Raw genomic sequence first — 14,988 nt, 5'->3', positions numbered from 1 at the left:
CTCACCCGCCCACCGGCGCCGCGTGGTCCGGGGCGGGGATGAGGGGCCAGTTCCGTTCGACGAGCGCGTCGGGGTCGCGGCGGCGCAGGTAGGCCTCGAAGGAGGCCGCCTGTTCGGCCCGCCAGTCCGCCTGGGCGGTGTGCAGGTCCTCCAGGGCGCGCGTGGCGAGTTCCTCGTTGTCGGCCGCCAGGCGCCAGGCCAGCCGGGCGGCGGCCAGCGCGTCGGCGGGCGCGCCGTGGGCCTGGCCGTCGAAGGCGACGCCGTGGTGGGCGCACACGTCGGCCAGCCGGCGGCTGCCGCGCCGGAAGCGGTCCAGGTGTTTGTCGATGACGAGCGGGTCGATCACCCGCAGTGTCCCGCCGGTCAGGACGTCGCTTGGGTGGCCGTGGCGGCGGGCCTCTCGTTCCAGCAGGGTCAGGTCGTAGGGGGCGTTGTAGACGACCAGGGGGACGCCCCGGGCGGCGACCTCGGTCAGCGCGGCCAGGATCTCGCCGATCACCTCGGCGGCGGGCCGGCCGTGGGCGCGGGCGTGGTCGGTGGTGATGCCGTGGATCGCGGTCGCCTCCTGCGGGATCTCGACACCGGGGTCGGCCAGCCAGGTGGTCGGCGTCATCGCCCCGCTGGCGCCGTTGATGCGCAGCAGGGCGGCCGAGACCAGGCGGTCGGACTCGGGATCGGTGCCGGTGGTCTCGGTGTCGAAGGCGGCCAGGGGGCCCAAGTGCCAGCTCATGTGCTCTCCGGTGAGGGGACGGATCCCCATGACGCTACCCGCAGGCGGGGACGTCCAACGGGCCGCCTCGCCGGACGCGCCGTGTCCGTCCCGGGGCCGGCCGCGCGAGTCCGGCTTCTCGCCGGCGGGCCGAGGAGGGCACGGGGAGGCGGGGCCGGCCGGTGCCGGGCCGGGCGCGGACACCGCCCCGACGTTTCGCGTGGAGGGGACGGCCCGCTCGGCGGGCGGTCCGGTGGGGGACGGCGTTTCACGGGACGGGTCATGGCGCCATCGGCCGGCCACGTCGAGGCGGTTCACGGTGGTGCGGCCGGCGCGTGCCGGTGGCCGCGGCGGCGCCGACCGTGGACCAGGCCGGTCCGGTCGAGAGGACCCGAACCGGGGTTCGGGGACGTCGGCTCCGCCCCGCGTTCCCCGGAGGGCTCCGGCGGCGGGATCCACCCGTCGCGGGGGCACCGACCCCTTCCGAGCCGCACCGGACCGCTGGAAGTCCCACGATCGGCAGGGGGCCTGTCAGGCTCTTCCCGGGAGAGCGCGCCTATCGGGCCGATCGCCGGGGGTGACCGGCCCGATCCGCACAGGGACCCCGGGGTGGCCGGCGGGACTCGGCTCCACGGGGTCCTCGCTCACGCGGCGGCGTCGAGCAGGGCGAGCTGTTCGGGCGACAGCTCCAGGTCGACGGCCTGAGCCGAGTCGGTGATGCTCTGCGGGCGGGAGGCGCCCGGGATGGGGATGACGGTGGGCGACAGGGACAGCTCCCAGGCCAGGCACACCTGCTGGGGGCTCACCCCGTGTTCCGCGGCGACCTGGGCGAACACCTCGTGGCGCTGCGCGAGCCGTCCGGCGTTGGCGATCCCGCCCAGAGGGCTCCAGGGCAGGAACGCGATGCCCGAACGCGCGCACAGCTCCAGCTCGCCCCTGCTGGAGCGGAAGGCCGGGGAGAACTGGTTCTGCACCGCCGCCAGCCGGCCGCCCAGCACCTCCTGGGCGGTGCGGATCTGCCCTTCGTCGGCGTTGGAGATGCCCGCCATGCGGATCACGCCCTCGTCCAGCAGCTCCGCCAGGGCTCCGATCGTCTCCTCGTAGGGGACCCGGGGGTCCGGACGGTGGTGCTGGTAGAGGCCGATCGCCTCCACCCCCAGCCGGGCGGCCGAGGCCTTGGCCGCGGCCTTCAGATGCTCGGGACGCCCGTCCAGGTCCCACCCGCCGTCGGGGGTGCGCACGTGGCCGCCCTTGGTGGCCACCAGCACCCGGGAGGTGTCACCGCCGTAGGAGGCGAGCGCCCGGGCGACCAGCTCCTCGTTGTGGCCGATGCCGGCGCCCTTGGGCTGGTAGGCGTCGGCGGTGTCGATCAGCGTCACCCCGGCGTCCAGGGCGGCGTGGACGGTGCGGATCGCGCGTTGCGGCTCGGGTCCGCCGTCCACCGACAGTGGCATGGCCCCCAGGCCGATCGCGCCGACCTGGACCTCACCCAGGGTGCGTTGTTCCATTCGGTCTCTTCCCTTCGAATCCGTGTTCGCCGTCGGCCCCCGGAGGGATTCCCGGGACACGCTACCTCGCGCGGGACGGCGGAGCTCCCGCGGAGGTCCGATGGCGGCCGGGCCGTTCCCGGTGCCGGCCGCGCGAGCCGGGGTGATGGCCGGTTCCCCGCCGCGGGGCGCTTCCAGGTACTGTCAGGGCCTCCCGCGCCGCCCCGGCCCGTGGTGACCTGGTGGCCGGTCAGGGGGTCTTCCGCGCGCCGGGGTACGGCCGCGCGGGCCGCCGCGCGTTCGCTCCGAGGACGGGAGCGGCGTACGCCGGTCCGAGGGGCGGTCGGATAGCGTCGACCCGACGGGCGGGGGAAGGCCCGGCCGGAACCCGCGACAGGAACGCCGACGAAAGCGAACGACGTGAGTCCCAGGATCGCCACCAACACCACCGTCGACCGTGACGCGCTCATCGAGTTCATCTCCCCACGGCACAAGGCGCTGCTGATCACCCGGCGCCGCGACGGTTCCCCCAGGCGTCTCCCGTCACCTGCGGGGTGGACGGGCAGGGGCGGATCGTGGTGTCCACCTACCCCGAGCGGGTCAAGGCCCGTAACGCCGCGCGCGACGAGCGGGTGAGCGTGGTCGTGCTCTCCGACGACTTCGACGGCCCCTGGGTGCAGGTCGACGGCACCGCCGAGGTGCTGAGCGGGGAGGAGGCGGTCGAGCCCCTGGTCGAGTACTTCCGGGTGATCGCCGGAGAGCACCCGGACTGGGAGGAGTACCGGCAGGCCATGCGCCGCCAGGGCAAGGCCCTGGTGCGCGTCACCCCGCAGCGGTGGGGACCGGTGGCCACCGGCGGGTTCCCCGCGGGGCGCGCCCCCTCCTGACCCGGCCCCGGGCCGGGCCGGCCGCGCGTCCGGCCGCCACGTCGCCACTGTCGGCGACCGCGGGTCCCACGGCACCACCGGCGGGCGCGGAGTCCGTGCCCGCCCGTGCCCGCCCGTGCCCGCCCGTGCCCGCCCGTGCCCGCCCGTGCCCGCCCGTGCCCGCCCGTGCCCGCGTCGGCCCCGCGTCGACGAGTCCCGCGTGGTCGCGCAGTGCCGCCAGGGCGAGCGCGCCGTCGGGGTCAAGGGGAGGAGCGACACAGCGACCCACGCCCACGCGGGCGGGGACGAGATCGTGTCGGCCGGGGGTCGGGCGGTAGCGATGAGACCGTTCAGGCCCTGGTGGCGAAATCGGGCGCGGTCGGGCAGGCGCCTCATGGGGTACGCCGACGGCCGATCACTGCGGATCGGCCGTCGGGTGGGATAGGGGCGTGCGGGATCGGCACATCCGACCCGGAGCCGTGGTGTTCCCAGCGGCGCGGTTTGCGGTGTCGCGGACCTGTTCGTGATCGACGCCTCGGTGATGCCGGGCCTGCCCACCGCGAACCCCGATCTCACCCCCCTGGCCCTCACCGAACACCGCGCCGCCGCCCTGGCCGCCGGTCGAGGATGCCGCCGCAGGTGATGACCTCCATCGGGTAGAGGCGGACGACGACCTCGCCGGGCACGCCGCCGCGTCGGGAGCCACGGCTGTGGGTCCACATCTTCGGGGCACGAGACACGACAGAGGAGTTCGGTATGAGCCGGCCGACAGCAGCCGACGACGCCGCACCGGCGACGATGCGGGCGGTCGTCGTCACCCAGCCCGGTGGTCTGGACGCCCTTCAGGTCACCACGGTGCCGATGCCCGAGCCGCGGCCCGGATGGGTGCGGATCAAGGTGAAGGCGTTCGGCGTCAACGAGTCCGAGGTCACGACCCGAAGGGGCGAGTCGGATCCGGAGGTCACCTACCCGCGCATCCCCGGCATCGAGGGCGTCGGTGTGGTCGACCAGGCCGACGCGGACAGCGGGCTGCGCCCGGGCCAGCGGGTGGCGACCATGATGGGCGGCATGGGCCGCTCGTTCGACGGCGCCTACGCCCAGTACGTGGCCGTCCCCGCGGGGCAGGTCATCCCGTTCGAGACCGGCCTGCCCTGGGACGTCGTCGGCGCCCTGCCGGAGATGTTCCAGACCGCCTACGGATCCCTCACCACCGGTCTCGGCCTACAGGCCGGGCAGACGCTGCTGATCCGCGGCGGCACCTCCACGGTCGGGCTGAGCGCGGCCACGATCGCGAAGGACATCGGAGCCGCCGTGCTGTCCACCACCCGCAGCCCGGACCGGGCCGGGGACCTGCGAGCCGTGGGCGTCGACCATCCTCTCGTCGACAACGGCACCATCGCCGACCAGGTGCGCGAGCTGATACCGGACGGCGTCGACGCCGTACTGGAATTGGTGGGCTGCTCGGTCCTCGCCGACACCTTCCGCGCCGTCCGCCGCCACGGCACCGTCTGCTTCACCGGAGCCCTGGCGGGCCAGTGGACGGTCCCCGACTTCACCCCGTTCATGATCCCCAACGGGGTGCGGCTGACCAGCTACGCGGGCGAAGCCGGCGACCTGCCCGCGCGGGTGTTCCAGCAGCATCTGCACGCCATCGCCGCCGGACGGCTCAGGGCCCCGGTCGCGAAGGTCTACCACGGCCTGGAGCGGGTTCGCGATGCCCAGGCCGACGTCGAGACCGGCACGACGCCGGGCAAGCACGTTGTCGTCCTGAACGACTGAGAGGGCATTGGGGGCGCCGCACGCCGCTCACGGATCGGCCGTGATTGCGCGGGCCGCGAAGGCGACCGGGGTGACGCCGGTGTGGTTGCGGAAGAAACGGCCGAAGTTCGCGGGATCGGTGAAGCCGAGGTGAGCGGCCACACTCCGGGCGTCCCACCGGGCGCTTCCGAGCAGGCGCCGGGCTTCGAGGAGGCGCCGCTCGTCGATCAGGTCACGCGCCCCTTTGCCGGTGGCGTCCCGAGCGGCGCGGCTGAGGGTGCGGACCGAGCAGCCCAGCAGCTCGGCGTAGTCCGCGGCCCGGTGCAGTTCGCGGAAGTGCAGCTCCAAGGCGTCCACGAACCGGCCGTAGGTGTCCCCGCGGCCCGTGCCGGCCGTCGCCGCGCCCGCGGGGGTGATGCCGGGGGCGTTGGCAAGGCGCAGCAGCAGTGATTCGAGCAGGCTGCGCCGCAGGGCGTGGTGGACATCGAGGGGGCGGCGTCCAAGTGCCCGGTGTTCGTCGAGGAGCTGGAGTGCCGTCTGCTGGAGCCAGGCGGCGTCGTCGGGGGGCGGGCTGAGGACGGCGGGGGCCTCGTGCGCGATGAGCGGTGCCAGCAGGCGGGCGGTGCCGGGTGTCAGTACGTCCGGTTCGAAGAGGATGAACGGGCCGCGGGCGGTGCCGGGCGGATGCCAGCACTGTGCGTGTCCGGGACGCACCCACAGCCACTGGCCGGGGGCGACGGTTCGCGTGACGTGGTCGACATCGTGGAGCAGCTCGCCCTCGGTGACCGCGATGAGGTAGTGGAAGGTGGCGCGGCCTGGACGGGGCGGGTTCCACGGCCAGTCGTCGTGCTCGGCGAAGAAGTCCTCGACGGTGCTCACCTCCAGCCCGTAGGGAGTGCCCACCGGGGGCTGGAAACCATACAGCGGGATCGCGGCCGGTCCGGGCTGCCCGCCCGGCCTGGGGTGTCGCCTATCGACCATCATGTGTCCGCAGCCTACTGCCCGATTTGCCGCTTTCAACGGAAGGATGGGGGTGCCGCCGCGACCGTGTGGTGCACTGTCCGCGTCCCTCGGCGCCGACCCGCCACCACCCGAGGAAGGAGACGTTCATGAACGGACCGACCCTGCACAAGACCGCCGCTGACTGTGCGCGGGAACTTCCCGGAGCCTGGCTGGATCATCCCTTCGGTGACGACTGGGAGGTCTTCAAGGTGCGCGGCAAGGTGTTCATGCTGATGACCGAAGTCCCCGGGCGTCCCGTCGTGATCCTCAAGGCGGAGCCCGGCGAGGCCCTTGCCCTGCGGGAGCACAACAGCCACATCACTCCCGGCTACCACATGAACAAGAAGCACTGGATCACGCTGGAAGGCGGGGAAGGCGTCGATGAGTCCCTCGTCAGGGAACTCGTCACCGAGTCCTACCGGCTCGTCGTCGCTCGCCTGCCCAAGGCCGAGCAGCCCGTCGACCCCCACACCTACGGCAGCGGCGCGCGGGCGGCCCGGTGAGCGCGGCCGGGATCAGGAGTTCCCGCCGGACGCCCCTTCACCCCCGGTTCGACGTGTACACGGTCGCGGGCAAGGTGTTCCCGATCGCCACCGTCGACCCGGACGGGCAGGTCATCATGGGCAATCGCGACCGCGAACCCGCCCGCGCGCATGAACGGCTACGCCTCGATCACACCGGGCCGCTACCTCGACAGAGGCCACTGGATCTCACCCGGGCCGGGACCCGGCGTCAGCGAGGGGCCTGTCGCCGACGCGGTCGAGGATTCCTGCGACCTGGTCGTCGAACGGCTGCCGTGACGCGACCGTCCTGGTGTGGGAGGAGCGCCACAAGCGGCTGATCCCCCGCTCGCCAGTGTCCCCGTGCAAGGCTCGCCACCCCGCACACGTCCGCCACCGACCCGAGAGACCGATGGAACCGACCCTGCCGCTCTTCGACGAGGAGCCCACCCGGCCGCTCGCCGACCGCCTGCGCCCCACCCGGCTGGAAGAGGTCGTCGGACAGGACCACCTCCTGGCCCCAGACGCCCCGCTGGGCCGCATGGTCGCCCAGCGGCGTCTCAGCTCCGCCATCCTGTGGGGGCCGCCCGGCGTCGGGAAGACGACCATCGCCCGGCTCCTCGCGCACGCCGGCAACCTGGCCTTCGAACCGGTGTCGGCCACCTTCTCCGGCGTGGCCGACCTGCGCAAGGTCTTCGCCGCCGCACAACGCCGGCGCGGCATCGGCCAGGGCACTTTGCTGTTCGTCGACGAGATCCACCGCTTCAACCGTGCCCAGCAGGACAGCTTTCTTCCCTACGTCGAGGACGGCACGATCACCCTGATCGGCGCCACCACGGAGAACCCGAGCTTCGAACTCAACGGCGCCCTCCTCTCCCGCACCCAGGTCCTCGTCCTCAAACGCCTCGACCAAGCCGCGCTGTCCACGCTCCTCGACCGCGCCGAGCAGCTCACCGGCCTCCGGCTGCCTCTTGACGACGACGCCCGCGGCGCCCTGATCGCCATGGCCGACGGTGACGGTCGCTACCTCCTCAACATGGCCGAACAGCTCCAGGCCCTCCCCGACACCGAAAGCGCCCTGGACACCGCGGCGCTCGTCCACCACATCCAGCAGCGCGCCCCCCTGTACGACAAGACGCAGGAGGGCCACTACAACCTGATCTCCGCGCTGCACAAGTCGATGCGCGGCTCCGATCCGGACGCCTCGCTGTACTGGCTCGCCCGCATGCTCGACGGCGGCGAGGACCCCCTGTTCGTCGCCCGCCGCCTGGTCCGCTTCGCAAGCGAGGACATCGGCATCGCCGACCCGCACGCCCTCCGGCAGGCGCTCGCCGCCTGGGACGTGTACGAACGGCTGGGCTCCCCCGAGGGCGAGCTGGCGATCGCCCAGGCCGTCGTCTACCTCGCCACCGCGCCCAAGTCCATCGCCGTCTACCGCGGCTTCAACGCCGCACACCGCGCCGCCCGCCGCACCGGCTCGCTCATGCCGCCCGCTCACATCCTCAACGCCCCGACCCGGCTGATGAAGGATCTCGGCTACGGCGAGGACTACCAGTACGACCCCGACACCGCCGACGGTTTCTCCGGCGCCGACTACTTCCCCGACGGCATGGACCGCGAGACGTACTACCGGCCCACCCGTAACGGCTACGAAGCCCAGATCTCCGACCGCCTGCGCCACTGGGCCGCTCTGCGTGCTCGCAGACGAAGCGACTGACCGGCCGGCGCCGTGAAGAATCCGTTGTCCGGGTCCTTGCTCGCCCCTGTGTGGAGTGACGCCCTCGGCGCCGGGGGCTGCTGCACGTCCCGTGTCCGCGGAAATGAGCGGTTCTGAGAGGACGCGAACCCCCGCCGGACCGTGTTCGGTTCGCCCCTGAACTTCGTTCTCACATCCTCTCGTGAGACAGCTTCCGCGCGATGCCCCTCGCGACGGGTTCTGTGATATGCCCCGGCTTCCCGAACCGGCCGCCGCGGTCCGACTGTTCCGGTGAGCGTTTCACATGACTCAGCCCACGCGGTTTGGGTAATGCCAGATCCGACGCGGATACCCCTCGTAACGGAGGCCTTCTCCTGAGGCGGTGTCAGCCGTGGCGCTCACTCACTCCGGCCGGTGGCTCGGCCTCAGGGGCGAAGCCGTGCCGGGCCAGCACCGAGTCGCGGTCGAATCGGGTCACGAACTGCGCCGTCACCCAGAAGACCAGCCACAGACTTCCCGCCGCCAGCAGGCTCTCCACCACCTTGGGCGCCAGTCCCACCGTGTAGTCGTCCCCCCACGGGTCCAGCCCCGCGTACAGGGCTCCCCCGTAGGCGAGCGGCAGGCACGCCGCCATCACGACGACGAGCGCCGCCAGGCCCCAACCGAACCGGCGTACCGCGAACCAGCGTCCAACCACGTCGTCGCGGGCCCACATCCGATACCGGTAGGGGACCCGCGCCCCCAGGAAGCGGTAGGCGGCCCACGCGCGCAGCGGCGGGTGCTCGCGCACACGGGTGCGCAGGCCCGCCAAGGCCAGTCCCCGCAGTTCGGCCCGGTCCACCTCCTGCGCGCCGGGGGCGCGCAGTTCCAGCGCGGTGGCCACGATCTCCTCGCCGCGGCTCTCGCGGTAGTGGCGCGGGTACCAGCGCAGTGCCCGGCGCAGCTGCCGTTCGTAGGCGTCCATCGGTCAGGCTCCTCCTGTCTGGGGGCGGGGGCCGGGGGCGAGCAGACGGTGCGCGAGCTCGGCGAGGCGGGCCATGCGCTCGGCCTCACCGGCCAAGACCGCGTGTCCCTGGCCGGTGAGCCGGTAGTAGCGGCGGTTGCGGCCGTTGACGACCTCCTCGCCCGAAACCTCCACCAGGCCCTGATCGGCCAGGCGGTCCAGTGCCCCGTACAGGGTGCCGGCGCCGAGCTTGACCTTGCCCTCCGACAGTCGGCGCATCGACTACACCTTCCCCAAGGGAGACCGCGAGCGGTGCCTGCCTCCGGGGCGCAGCGACATCGGTGGCGCCAGGGAAGTCACCAACGCCTGGTACACAGGCAGGACCTGCTGACCCGACGGGGTGGTGTGGTTTGGGAAAACAAGGCGTTCACCCTGACGCCGCGGCGCCCGCGCGACGGTTCGCGCGGGCGCTGCTTTTTCCTGAACCTGACCTCCGATAAGTGAACCTTGCCGACGGACAGACGGCCTGGGTTGACGAACCTGGACACGATGAAGCCTCCGGGTAACGGCACGTTACGCGGAGGCTGCCACCAGATCCTGAAGCGGTCCTCCCCGCCCCCTGCCTACCACTGAGGGCTGGATCGTTGATGGGATTGTTGTGTGTCCTGGTCAGTGGTCGTAAGCGATCAAGGACCGTTTGGCCGGGGCATCGATCAGCCGGTCACGTCAGATCACGGCGTTGAACGCCACGATGCGCTGACATACCCGCGCCCACACCCCTCCATGGTGCGGACCGCGTACCGCTCCGGCCCGAGCTGGTTCTTCAACGTCCAAATCGCCGCTTCGATCAGCTGAGGCAACCAGGAAGGGAACACCTCCACCTCGGGTTCGTCCCCTCGGATCGGGCGAATGAGTAGATGGCCCAGATCGGCTCGACCCGCCGGACGCGGTCATGGCCGAACATCAGTGAGGTCGAAGGCGTGGGCGGTGGGGCCGCCCGCACCGGGCATGATCGCTCCGCTCGCCGCGCCGATCGGTGCGCCCCGTCCCGCGGCCTGGGCCAGGCCGCCCCAGGCGGTCAGGGGGGCGGGTTCTCGGCGTGGACGCTGGTGCGGAGGCCGGCGGCCGAGCGGGGCGGGCTGACCGGGGTGGCGAAAACCGGGCGGGTACGCTGCTGGGTGGGGAAGACCGCGGTTTTCACGGCAATGGATTCCCCGCTCGATTGCACTCTCGCGGCGTGCGTCCGCGGTTCGGGGGAACGGTGAGGTGGACGGTCATGGACAAGCCGCGTGAGCAGGACTCGTTCTCGCTGCTGTACAGGATGGGATTCCATATCAACTACGCGTTCCTGCACGTCATGGGCCCGGCGGCCCTGACCCCCGAAGCAGATCCGCGGCTCCGGGCGAAGAGGGAGTACGAGCGTCGGCGCGAACTCCACCGGGCGTGGAAGGCGCACCGGCGGTCCCGGTAGCGCGAGCGCGCACGAGGCGTTCGCTGACGCCGGGCCCGGTGCGGACAGCAGGGGGGCGGACATCCGGTCCGCCTCCGGCTTGGGATCGGACCGGTGTCCTCGGCCGGCTCGTCGCATCGACACCCGGGCCGTGCGCCGGCGTCCCCGTCACCTCAGGCCGTGGTCTGGCCGGAGGCGTACGCGGCGCCGTTGCCCGGCCGCGGCCCACGACCAGCGCGTCGGGCCGAAAACCCTGGTCACCGCGGTGACGACGGCCAGGGGGCCGGTCCGCGGGCGGTCGTGGTGGATGTCCTCGTGAGCGTGACCCCGCGGCCACGGCAGGGTGTCGCCGTAGTCCAGGAGGCGGCCACGGACCAGGCCGCCGTCGACCTCGACATGGGTCTCGGCGCGCAGGTCCAGGCCAGGGGCCGAGACCGGCAGGAGCCGTTGACCGAGTGGCCCGTGTTCTCCCTGGTCCCGATCACGGTGCGTGGTCGTTGGAGGTGTAGCGGTTCCAGGCCCCTCCGGCCTGGGTGACGACCCGGGTGGTGGCCCCGTGGTCGAACCCCAGCGTCCCGACGACGAGCGGTGCGGGGCGCGCACCGCTGTCGCGGATCGGTTCGGCGAGGCCGTGCGGGTGCGTGGGACGCTCGGCCCCGCGGCCGGGGAACAACCAGGTCGCGTCCTGGCTGGTGGTGTTCATGTCGGTCCGCTGATCCCGGGCCTGGATCGGCAGGTCGGCGGGGGTACGGGGACCAGTGCCGGCGGGCCGCCGGGACGGACGAGCGCCTGGCCGTTGGTGTCCTGGGGGATGTCGCCGGTGGTCAGCGGGGCGATGTGGCTCGCGGGTCGGGTGGAGAGCGGCATCAGGCGGACCGCCGCCCGGAGGCGTAGCGGTCCCGCGCTCTGGTCCAGGACCCGGTGAAGGAGTTCGGGGCACCGGTGCCAGCTGAACCGTGGCCCTGCGGTGATGGCCGGGCGGGGGAACCGTCCGTTCACGGCCGGTGGCCGCGTCCCCAGGTGTTGCCGGCGGGTTTCAACGCCGTCGAACGACCAGGGGAGGCAACGGGGGGTTCGGCAGGGCGCGGGGACGGGCCGGCCCGTCCCCGCGCCCGGGGTGTACGTCCGTTCGGAGATTTCGGATCTCTGGTCGCCGATGAGCGCTAGATGACCTGCTCCGTCGGGAGGATGGTGATCTCGGTGAGGTTGACGTGCTTGGGCACCGCGCTCATGAAGGCGACCGTCTCGGCGACGTCCTCGGACGACAGGACGTCGATCCGTTCGATGAGATCGGCCATGAGCTTGCTCGCGGCCGGGTCGGTGACGTGGTCGGGCAGTTCGGTGTCGACCATGCCCGGCTCGACCACTCCCACGCGGATCCCCTTGCGGCCCAATTCGGTGCGGAGCAGCCGGGTCAGCTGGGCGACGTAGGCCTTGGTCGCCGAGTAGACCTGGAAGCCCTCCAGGATCCGCACGGCGGCGATCGACGACGTCATGATGAGGTCGGCGCTTCGGCCCTCGGCCGCGGCCGCCTCCAGGGAGGGGACGAACGCCTGAATGGTGTTCATGACGCCCTTGACGTTGAGGTCGATCTGGGCGTCCCAGTCGGCCGTCGCCAGGTCGGTGATGGGAGAGATCAGCTGCACACCGGCGTTGGCGAAGACGAGGTCGGCCCGGCCCAGTTCCTCGGTGACCCGGTCGGCCGCCGCGAGGACGGCAGCGCGGTCGGTGACGTCGGTCGGCAGCGCCAGGGCGGTTCCCCCGTCGGCGCGGACGCGGTCCTCGACCTCGTCGAGCCGGTCGCCGCGACGGGCCATCAACGCCACCTTCGCGCCGAGTCCGGCCAGGCGCAGGGCGGTCGCTTCGCCGATGCCGCTGGAGGCACCGGTCACCACGGCGACACGTCCAGCGAGCGGGGTGCCGGAGATGGTTCGGGCGGAGTGCTGGGTGTCGTGTGTCGTGTCCATGTCGACCAGTGTGCGACCGGTTCCGCCGATCCGGGGGGTAGCGATACGGCCCCCCACCGGTCGGCGGCCACGCCGTGTCCGTCGGTAGGCTCACGGCATGTCACGCAGCGAGTTGGGCGAGTTCCTCATGACCCGCCGCGCCAGGGTGACGCCCGAGGAGGTCGGCATGCCCGCGGCGGGGGAGCGCCGGGTGCCCGGCCTGCGCCGCGACGAGGTCGCCGCGATCGCCGGGGTGAGCGTCGACTACTACCGACGACTGGAGCAGGGCAAGGAGACCCGCCCCTCGGAGGTGGTCCTCGCCGGCCTCTCCCGGGCGCTGCGGCTGACCGAGGCCGAGGACCGGCACCTGTACGCGCTGGCCGGCGCGGCACGCCGGCTCGACGAGGAGGCGACGGTCCGGCCGGTGCCGGCCGAGCTGTTGAACCTGATGGACTCCTGGAGCGACTCCGGCGCGATCGTGCTGGATCCGGTGCTCGACGTCCTGGCGATGAACGCCGCGGCGCGGGAGCTGTTCGCCGGGTTCGAGGAGACCGCGAACCTGCTGGAGATGGTCCTGCTGGATCCCCAGGGCCGCCGGTTCTTCGTCGAGTGGCAGGCCTCCGCCGAGGCCACCGTGGCCAACCTGCGGGCCAGCGCCGACTTCGCGGTCGCCCCGGCCCGGCTCCGGGAACTGCTCGACCGGCTCAACGCCGAGAGCCCGGAGTTCCCCGACCTGTGGGCGCGCCACGACGTGTGGCCCAAGACCCATGAGACGAAGGTGCTGCGCCACCCCGCCCGGGGCCTGCTGCGCATCGAGTTCCACGCGTTCGACGTCGCCAGCGTGCCCGGCTACCAGCTCCTGGTCTACCAGGAGAAGGGGGAGGCGACCGATGGTGGCGGCTGACCGCGGTGCGGTCGGTGTTCTTCGCCGCCTCGGGCCGGAAGGCTCCGCGGGCGTCGGCCGCTCGGACAGGTCCGCCCGCGGCGGCATCCGGTTCACGCGACCACGCCCCTCCCGGTAGCGGGAAGGGCGCTCTTCATGCCTGAATTGTCGAGGTTTCCGGTCTCCTGTAGGTGATCCCGCGACGGGCGGGAAGCCCCACTGTGGTTTCGGCTCCAGGCTGGAGGGAATCCCCACCCCCGGGAGAGCTCCAACCCGTCGCGGGGGACACGGACGTCGGCGTGGTCGACGTAGGGATCGGCCGCGGTGGGCGTGCCGGGCTGGGAATAGCCGGTGCCGTTTCCGGTGGTCCGCAGGGGCGCGCCGGCGTTGCCCGCCCGCGCGCCCCGGAACCGGGCGTCGGGGCCATAGGCGCTGGCGTCGCACAACGGACGGGTCTCCGTCCAGGACCGTGGGTGACGGGCCGGCCCCGCCGCCCCACGCCCCGGGCGAGGCCGTCTCCTCTCCGGCCGGAACCATGACCGCCCAGGCCCGGCCGCCCCGCCCTCCCCGCGAAGGAGCAGGAGCATGACCGAACCGCCATCGGACCGCTACGGTCTCGCCCACCTGTCCCCGGTCGAACGAACGCTCGTGGTGACGTTGATCGGCCGGGCGCGGGACGAGCGCCGGTCCGTGCCGTTCCTCGGTGACCCGGTGCCCGCCGCGCTGCTGGAGCGCCTGGACGTCGACCCCGGCCGTGTCGGGGTCGGTGGCACGGTGGCCCTCGCCACGGCCCTGCGCAGCGTCATGCTCGACCGCGCCGTGCGATCCTTCCTGGCGACCCACCGCGACGCGGTGGTGGTCGAACTCGGAGCCGGGCTGGAGACCCGCCGCCACCGGATCCGGCCGGGTTCCGAAGTGGACTGGTACGACGTCGAGTTGCCCGCGGCCGCGGAGTTACGCCGTGCCCTGCTGCCCCCTGAGCCCCTGTCGCCCGAAGGCGCCCGCGCGCACCTGGTGGCGGCCGACGTCACCGCCGCCGGCTGGCTCGCCGGCCTGCCCCGGAACCGTCCCACGATCGTGGTGGCCGACGGGCTCGTCGGTCTCCTTCCCCCTGACGGGGCGCGGGCGATGCTCACCGCGCTCGCCGGGCACTTCCACGACGGTGAACTGGTCTTCAACGCCTATCCGCGCCTGGTGGCCCGCACCGTCGGGGCCCAGCCCATGATGCGGCGCCTGGGAATTCCCCGCGGCTACCGGGGCTTCGGGTTCGACCAGCCGCGCGCCGTCGAGGCGCTGGCCCCCGGCCTCGTCTTCGTCGACGAGCGCTTCGGCGTCCAGGAGCGGGTGGGGGCGCTGTCGCCGCCGCTGCGGATCACGGCCGCCCTGTTCGCCCGATGGCCGGCCCAGGCCCGCAGAGGGGTGTGGGTGGTGCGCTACCGCTTCGCCGGCCCCCACCGCGAACGGCCGGGAGCCGAGGGACGGCCGGGCTGGCCGCGGAACGGGGCGCCCAGGGGGCCGTGCCCAGGGCCGGCTCGGTGGCGCGCGCGGGGCAGGGCGGGGCGGGGCCGCTGCCTGCTCCGGCCGCCCGCCACACGCCCGGCCGGGGCCGGGCGGTGACGCGAAGGGACGGTCGCCGGCCCGAGACCGGGGAGGCGGCGGCGCCATCGTCGCCGTTCCACCCCTCTGCGACACCGATGCGGCGGCGCCTTCCCTTCGACGCCGTGGGGCGGTGCCCGACGACGGCGCTC

16 protein-coding genes and 3 pseudogenes are annotated in these 14,988 nt (G+C 73.0%); 10 read left to right on the top strand and 9 right to left on the bottom strand.

Annotation, left to right across the window (positions count from 1 at the left end; genetic code table 11):
• Position 1 precedes the first annotated feature (1 nt).
• Positions 2-730 (bottom strand): exonuclease domain-containing protein, encoded by a 729-nt coding sequence (locus tag ACYVHU_RS23245; protein WP_078760973.1) that lies wholly within the window; start codon positions 728-730, stop codon positions 2-4.
• A 623-nt stretch (positions 731-1,353) separates the two neighbouring features.
• Complete coding sequence (locus ACYVHU_RS23240) at positions 1,354-2,217, bottom strand: aldo/keto reductase (RefSeq protein WP_078760869.1); 864 nt, start codon at positions 2,215-2,217, stop codon at positions 1,354-1,356.
• A 399-nt stretch (positions 2,218-2,616) separates the two neighbouring features.
• Here ACYVHU_RS23240 and ACYVHU_RS23235 point away from each other — a divergent pair.
• The 3 genes and pseudogenes from ACYVHU_RS23235 to ACYVHU_RS23225 all read left to right on the top strand — a co-directional run bounded on the left by ACYVHU_RS23235 (position 2,617) and on the right by ACYVHU_RS23225 (position 4,841).
• Positions 2,617-3,083: pseudogene (locus ACYVHU_RS23235) on the top strand (PPOX class F420-dependent oxidoreductase).
• A 481-nt stretch (positions 3,084-3,564) separates the two neighbouring features.
• A pseudogene (locus ACYVHU_RS23230) lies at positions 3,565-3,705 on the top strand (GMC oxidoreductase); the annotation flags it as partial.
• 113 nt (positions 3,706-3,818) lie between these two features.
• Entirely contained in the window at positions 3,819-4,841 is a 1,023-nt protein-coding gene (locus ACYVHU_RS23225; protein WP_078760873.1) for an alcohol dehydrogenase catalytic domain-containing protein, read from the top strand.
• Positions 4,842-4,868: 27 nt separating this feature from the next.
• On the opposite strand, the gene ACYVHU_RS23220 is transcribed toward ACYVHU_RS23225, so the two are convergent.
• Entirely contained in the window at positions 4,869-5,804 is a 936-nt protein-coding gene (locus ACYVHU_RS23220; RefSeq protein WP_078760874.1) for a helix-turn-helix domain-containing protein, read from the bottom strand.
• Positions 5,805-5,929: 125 nt separating this feature from the next.
• Here ACYVHU_RS23220 and ACYVHU_RS23215 point away from each other — a divergent pair, with 125 nt between their 5' ends.
• The 3 genes from ACYVHU_RS23215 (at position 5,930) to ACYVHU_RS23205 (ending at position 8,039) form a co-directional block, all read left to right on the top strand.
• Positions 5,930-6,325: an MmcQ/YjbR family DNA-binding protein gene (locus tag ACYVHU_RS23215; protein ID WP_078760875.1), complete on the top strand. Its 396-nt coding sequence runs from the start codon at positions 5,930-5,932 to the stop codon at positions 6,323-6,325.
• Positions 6,326-6,475: 150 nt separating this feature from the next.
• Entirely contained in the window at positions 6,476-6,622 is a 147-nt protein-coding gene (locus ACYVHU_RS23210; protein ID WP_200813555.1) for an MmcQ/YjbR family DNA-binding protein, read from the top strand.
• Between the two features lie 112 nt (positions 6,623-6,734).
• Entirely contained in the window at positions 6,735-8,039 is a 1,305-nt protein-coding gene (locus ACYVHU_RS23205; protein WP_078760876.1) for a replication-associated recombination protein A, read from the top strand.
• A gap of 364 nt (positions 8,040-8,403) precedes the next feature.
• Here the strand turns inward: ACYVHU_RS23205 and ACYVHU_RS23200 are convergent, their stop codons facing one another.
• Both ACYVHU_RS23200 and ACYVHU_RS23195 read right to left on the bottom strand, forming a co-directional pair.
• Positions 8,404-8,982: a hypothetical protein gene (locus tag ACYVHU_RS23200; RefSeq protein ID WP_078760877.1), complete on the bottom strand. Its 579-nt coding sequence runs from the start codon at positions 8,980-8,982 to the stop codon at positions 8,404-8,406.
• Between the two features lie 3 nt (positions 8,983-8,985).
• Positions 8,986-9,240 (bottom strand): PadR family transcriptional regulator, encoded by a 255-nt coding sequence (locus tag ACYVHU_RS23195; RefSeq protein WP_078760878.1) that lies wholly within the window; start codon positions 9,238-9,240, stop codon positions 8,986-8,988.
• On the opposite strand from ACYVHU_RS23195, the gene ACYVHU_RS23190 reads away from it, so the two are divergent.
• Complete coding sequence (locus ACYVHU_RS23190; RefSeq protein WP_498949494.1) at positions 9,197-9,352, top strand: DUF6355 family natural product biosynthesis protein; 156 nt, start codon at positions 9,197-9,199, stop codon at positions 9,350-9,352. The genes ACYVHU_RS23195 and ACYVHU_RS23190 overlap by 44 nt on opposite strands.
• 335 nt (positions 9,353-9,687) lie before the next feature.
• Here the strand turns inward: ACYVHU_RS23190 and ACYVHU_RS23185 are convergent.
• Both ACYVHU_RS23185 and ACYVHU_RS23180 read right to left on the bottom strand, forming a co-directional pair.
• A pseudogene (locus ACYVHU_RS23185) lies at positions 9,688-9,893 on the bottom strand (IS982 family transposase); the annotation flags it as partial.
• 146 nt (positions 9,894-10,039) lie between these two features.
• Positions 10,040-10,162, bottom strand: coding sequence for a hypothetical protein (locus ACYVHU_RS23180; protein WP_268805236.1), 123 nt, complete (start codon positions 10,160-10,162; stop codon positions 10,040-10,042).
• Positions 10,163-10,237: 75 nt separating this feature from the next.
• Here ACYVHU_RS23180 and ACYVHU_RS23175 point away from each other — a divergent pair, with 75 nt between their 5' ends.
• Positions 10,238-10,432, top strand: a complete 195-nt coding sequence (locus ACYVHU_RS23175; RefSeq protein WP_078760879.1) for a hypothetical protein — start codon at positions 10,238-10,240, stop codon at positions 10,430-10,432.
• A gap of 460 nt (positions 10,433-10,892) precedes the next feature.
• Here the strand turns inward: ACYVHU_RS23175 and ACYVHU_RS23170 are convergent, their stop codons facing one another.
• On the bottom strand, positions 10,893-11,114 hold the full coding sequence (locus tag ACYVHU_RS23170; protein WP_078760880.1) for a hypothetical protein: 222 nt from the start codon (positions 11,112-11,114) through the stop codon (positions 10,893-10,895).
• A 460-nt stretch (positions 11,115-11,574) separates the two neighbouring features.
• Positions 11,575-12,378: an SDR family oxidoreductase gene (locus ACYVHU_RS23165; RefSeq protein ID WP_235000832.1), complete on the bottom strand. Its 804-nt coding sequence runs from the start codon at positions 12,376-12,378 to the stop codon at positions 11,575-11,577.
• Positions 12,379-12,475: 97 nt separating this feature from the next.
• Between ACYVHU_RS23165 and ACYVHU_RS23160 the strand changes: the two genes are divergently transcribed.
• Both ACYVHU_RS23160 and ACYVHU_RS23155 read left to right on the top strand, forming a co-directional pair.
• On the top strand, positions 12,476-13,261 hold the full coding sequence (locus tag ACYVHU_RS23160; protein ID WP_235000833.1) for a helix-turn-helix domain-containing protein: 786 nt from the start codon (positions 12,476-12,478) through the stop codon (positions 13,259-13,261).
• 564 nt (positions 13,262-13,825) lie between these two features.
• On the top strand, positions 13,826-14,857 hold the full coding sequence (locus ACYVHU_RS23155) for a class I SAM-dependent methyltransferase (RefSeq protein ID WP_078760881.1): 1,032 nt from the start codon (positions 13,826-13,828) through the stop codon (positions 14,855-14,857).
• Positions 14,858-14,988 lie beyond the last annotated feature (131 nt).

The organism is Marinactinospora endophytica, from assembly GCF_054780875.1.
This window is presented reverse-complemented; position numbering and strand designations above follow the sequence as displayed.

Coding starts and splice junctions, on each gene's coding strand:
- ACYVHU_RS23245 (WP_078760973.1), bottom strand. CDS start 730: ATGAGCTGGCACTTGGGCCCCCTGGCCGCCTTCGACACCGAGACCACC.
- ACYVHU_RS23240 (WP_078760869.1), bottom strand. CDS start 2,217: ATGGAACAACGCACCCTGGGTGAGGTCCAGGTCGGCGCGATCGGCCTG.
- ACYVHU_RS23225 (WP_078760873.1), top strand. CDS start 3,819: ATGAGCCGGCCGACAGCAGCCGACGACGCCGCACCGGCGACGATGCGG.
- ACYVHU_RS23220 (WP_078760874.1), bottom strand. CDS start 5,804: ATGATGGTCGATAGGCGACACCCCAGGCCGGGCGGGCAGCCCGGACCG.
- ACYVHU_RS23215 (WP_078760875.1), top strand. CDS start 5,930: ATGAACGGACCGACCCTGCACAAGACCGCCGCTGACTGTGCGCGGGAA.
- ACYVHU_RS23210 (WP_200813555.1), top strand. CDS start 6,476: ATGAACGGCTACGCCTCGATCACACCGGGCCGCTACCTCGACAGAGGC.
- ACYVHU_RS23205 (WP_078760876.1), top strand. CDS start 6,735: ATGGAACCGACCCTGCCGCTCTTCGACGAGGAGCCCACCCGGCCGCTC.
- ACYVHU_RS23200 (WP_078760877.1), bottom strand. CDS start 8,982: ATGGACGCCTACGAACGGCAGCTGCGCCGGGCACTGCGCTGGTACCCG.
- ACYVHU_RS23195 (WP_078760878.1), bottom strand. CDS start 9,240: ATGCGCCGACTGTCGGAGGGCAAGGTCAAGCTCGGCGCCGGCACCCTG.
- ACYVHU_RS23175 (WP_078760879.1), top strand. CDS start 10,238: ATGGACAAGCCGCGTGAGCAGGACTCGTTCTCGCTGCTGTACAGGATG.
- ACYVHU_RS23170 (WP_078760880.1), bottom strand. CDS start 11,114: ATGAACACCACCAGCCAGGACGCGACCTGGTTGTTCCCCGGCCGCGGG.
- ACYVHU_RS23165 (WP_235000832.1), bottom strand. CDS start 12,378: ATGGACACGACACACGACACCCAGCACTCCGCCCGAACCATCTCCGGC.
- ACYVHU_RS23160 (WP_235000833.1), top strand. CDS start 12,476: ATGTCACGCAGCGAGTTGGGCGAGTTCCTCATGACCCGCCGCGCCAGG.
- ACYVHU_RS23155 (WP_078760881.1), top strand. CDS start 13,826: ATGACCGAACCGCCATCGGACCGCTACGGTCTCGCCCACCTGTCCCCG.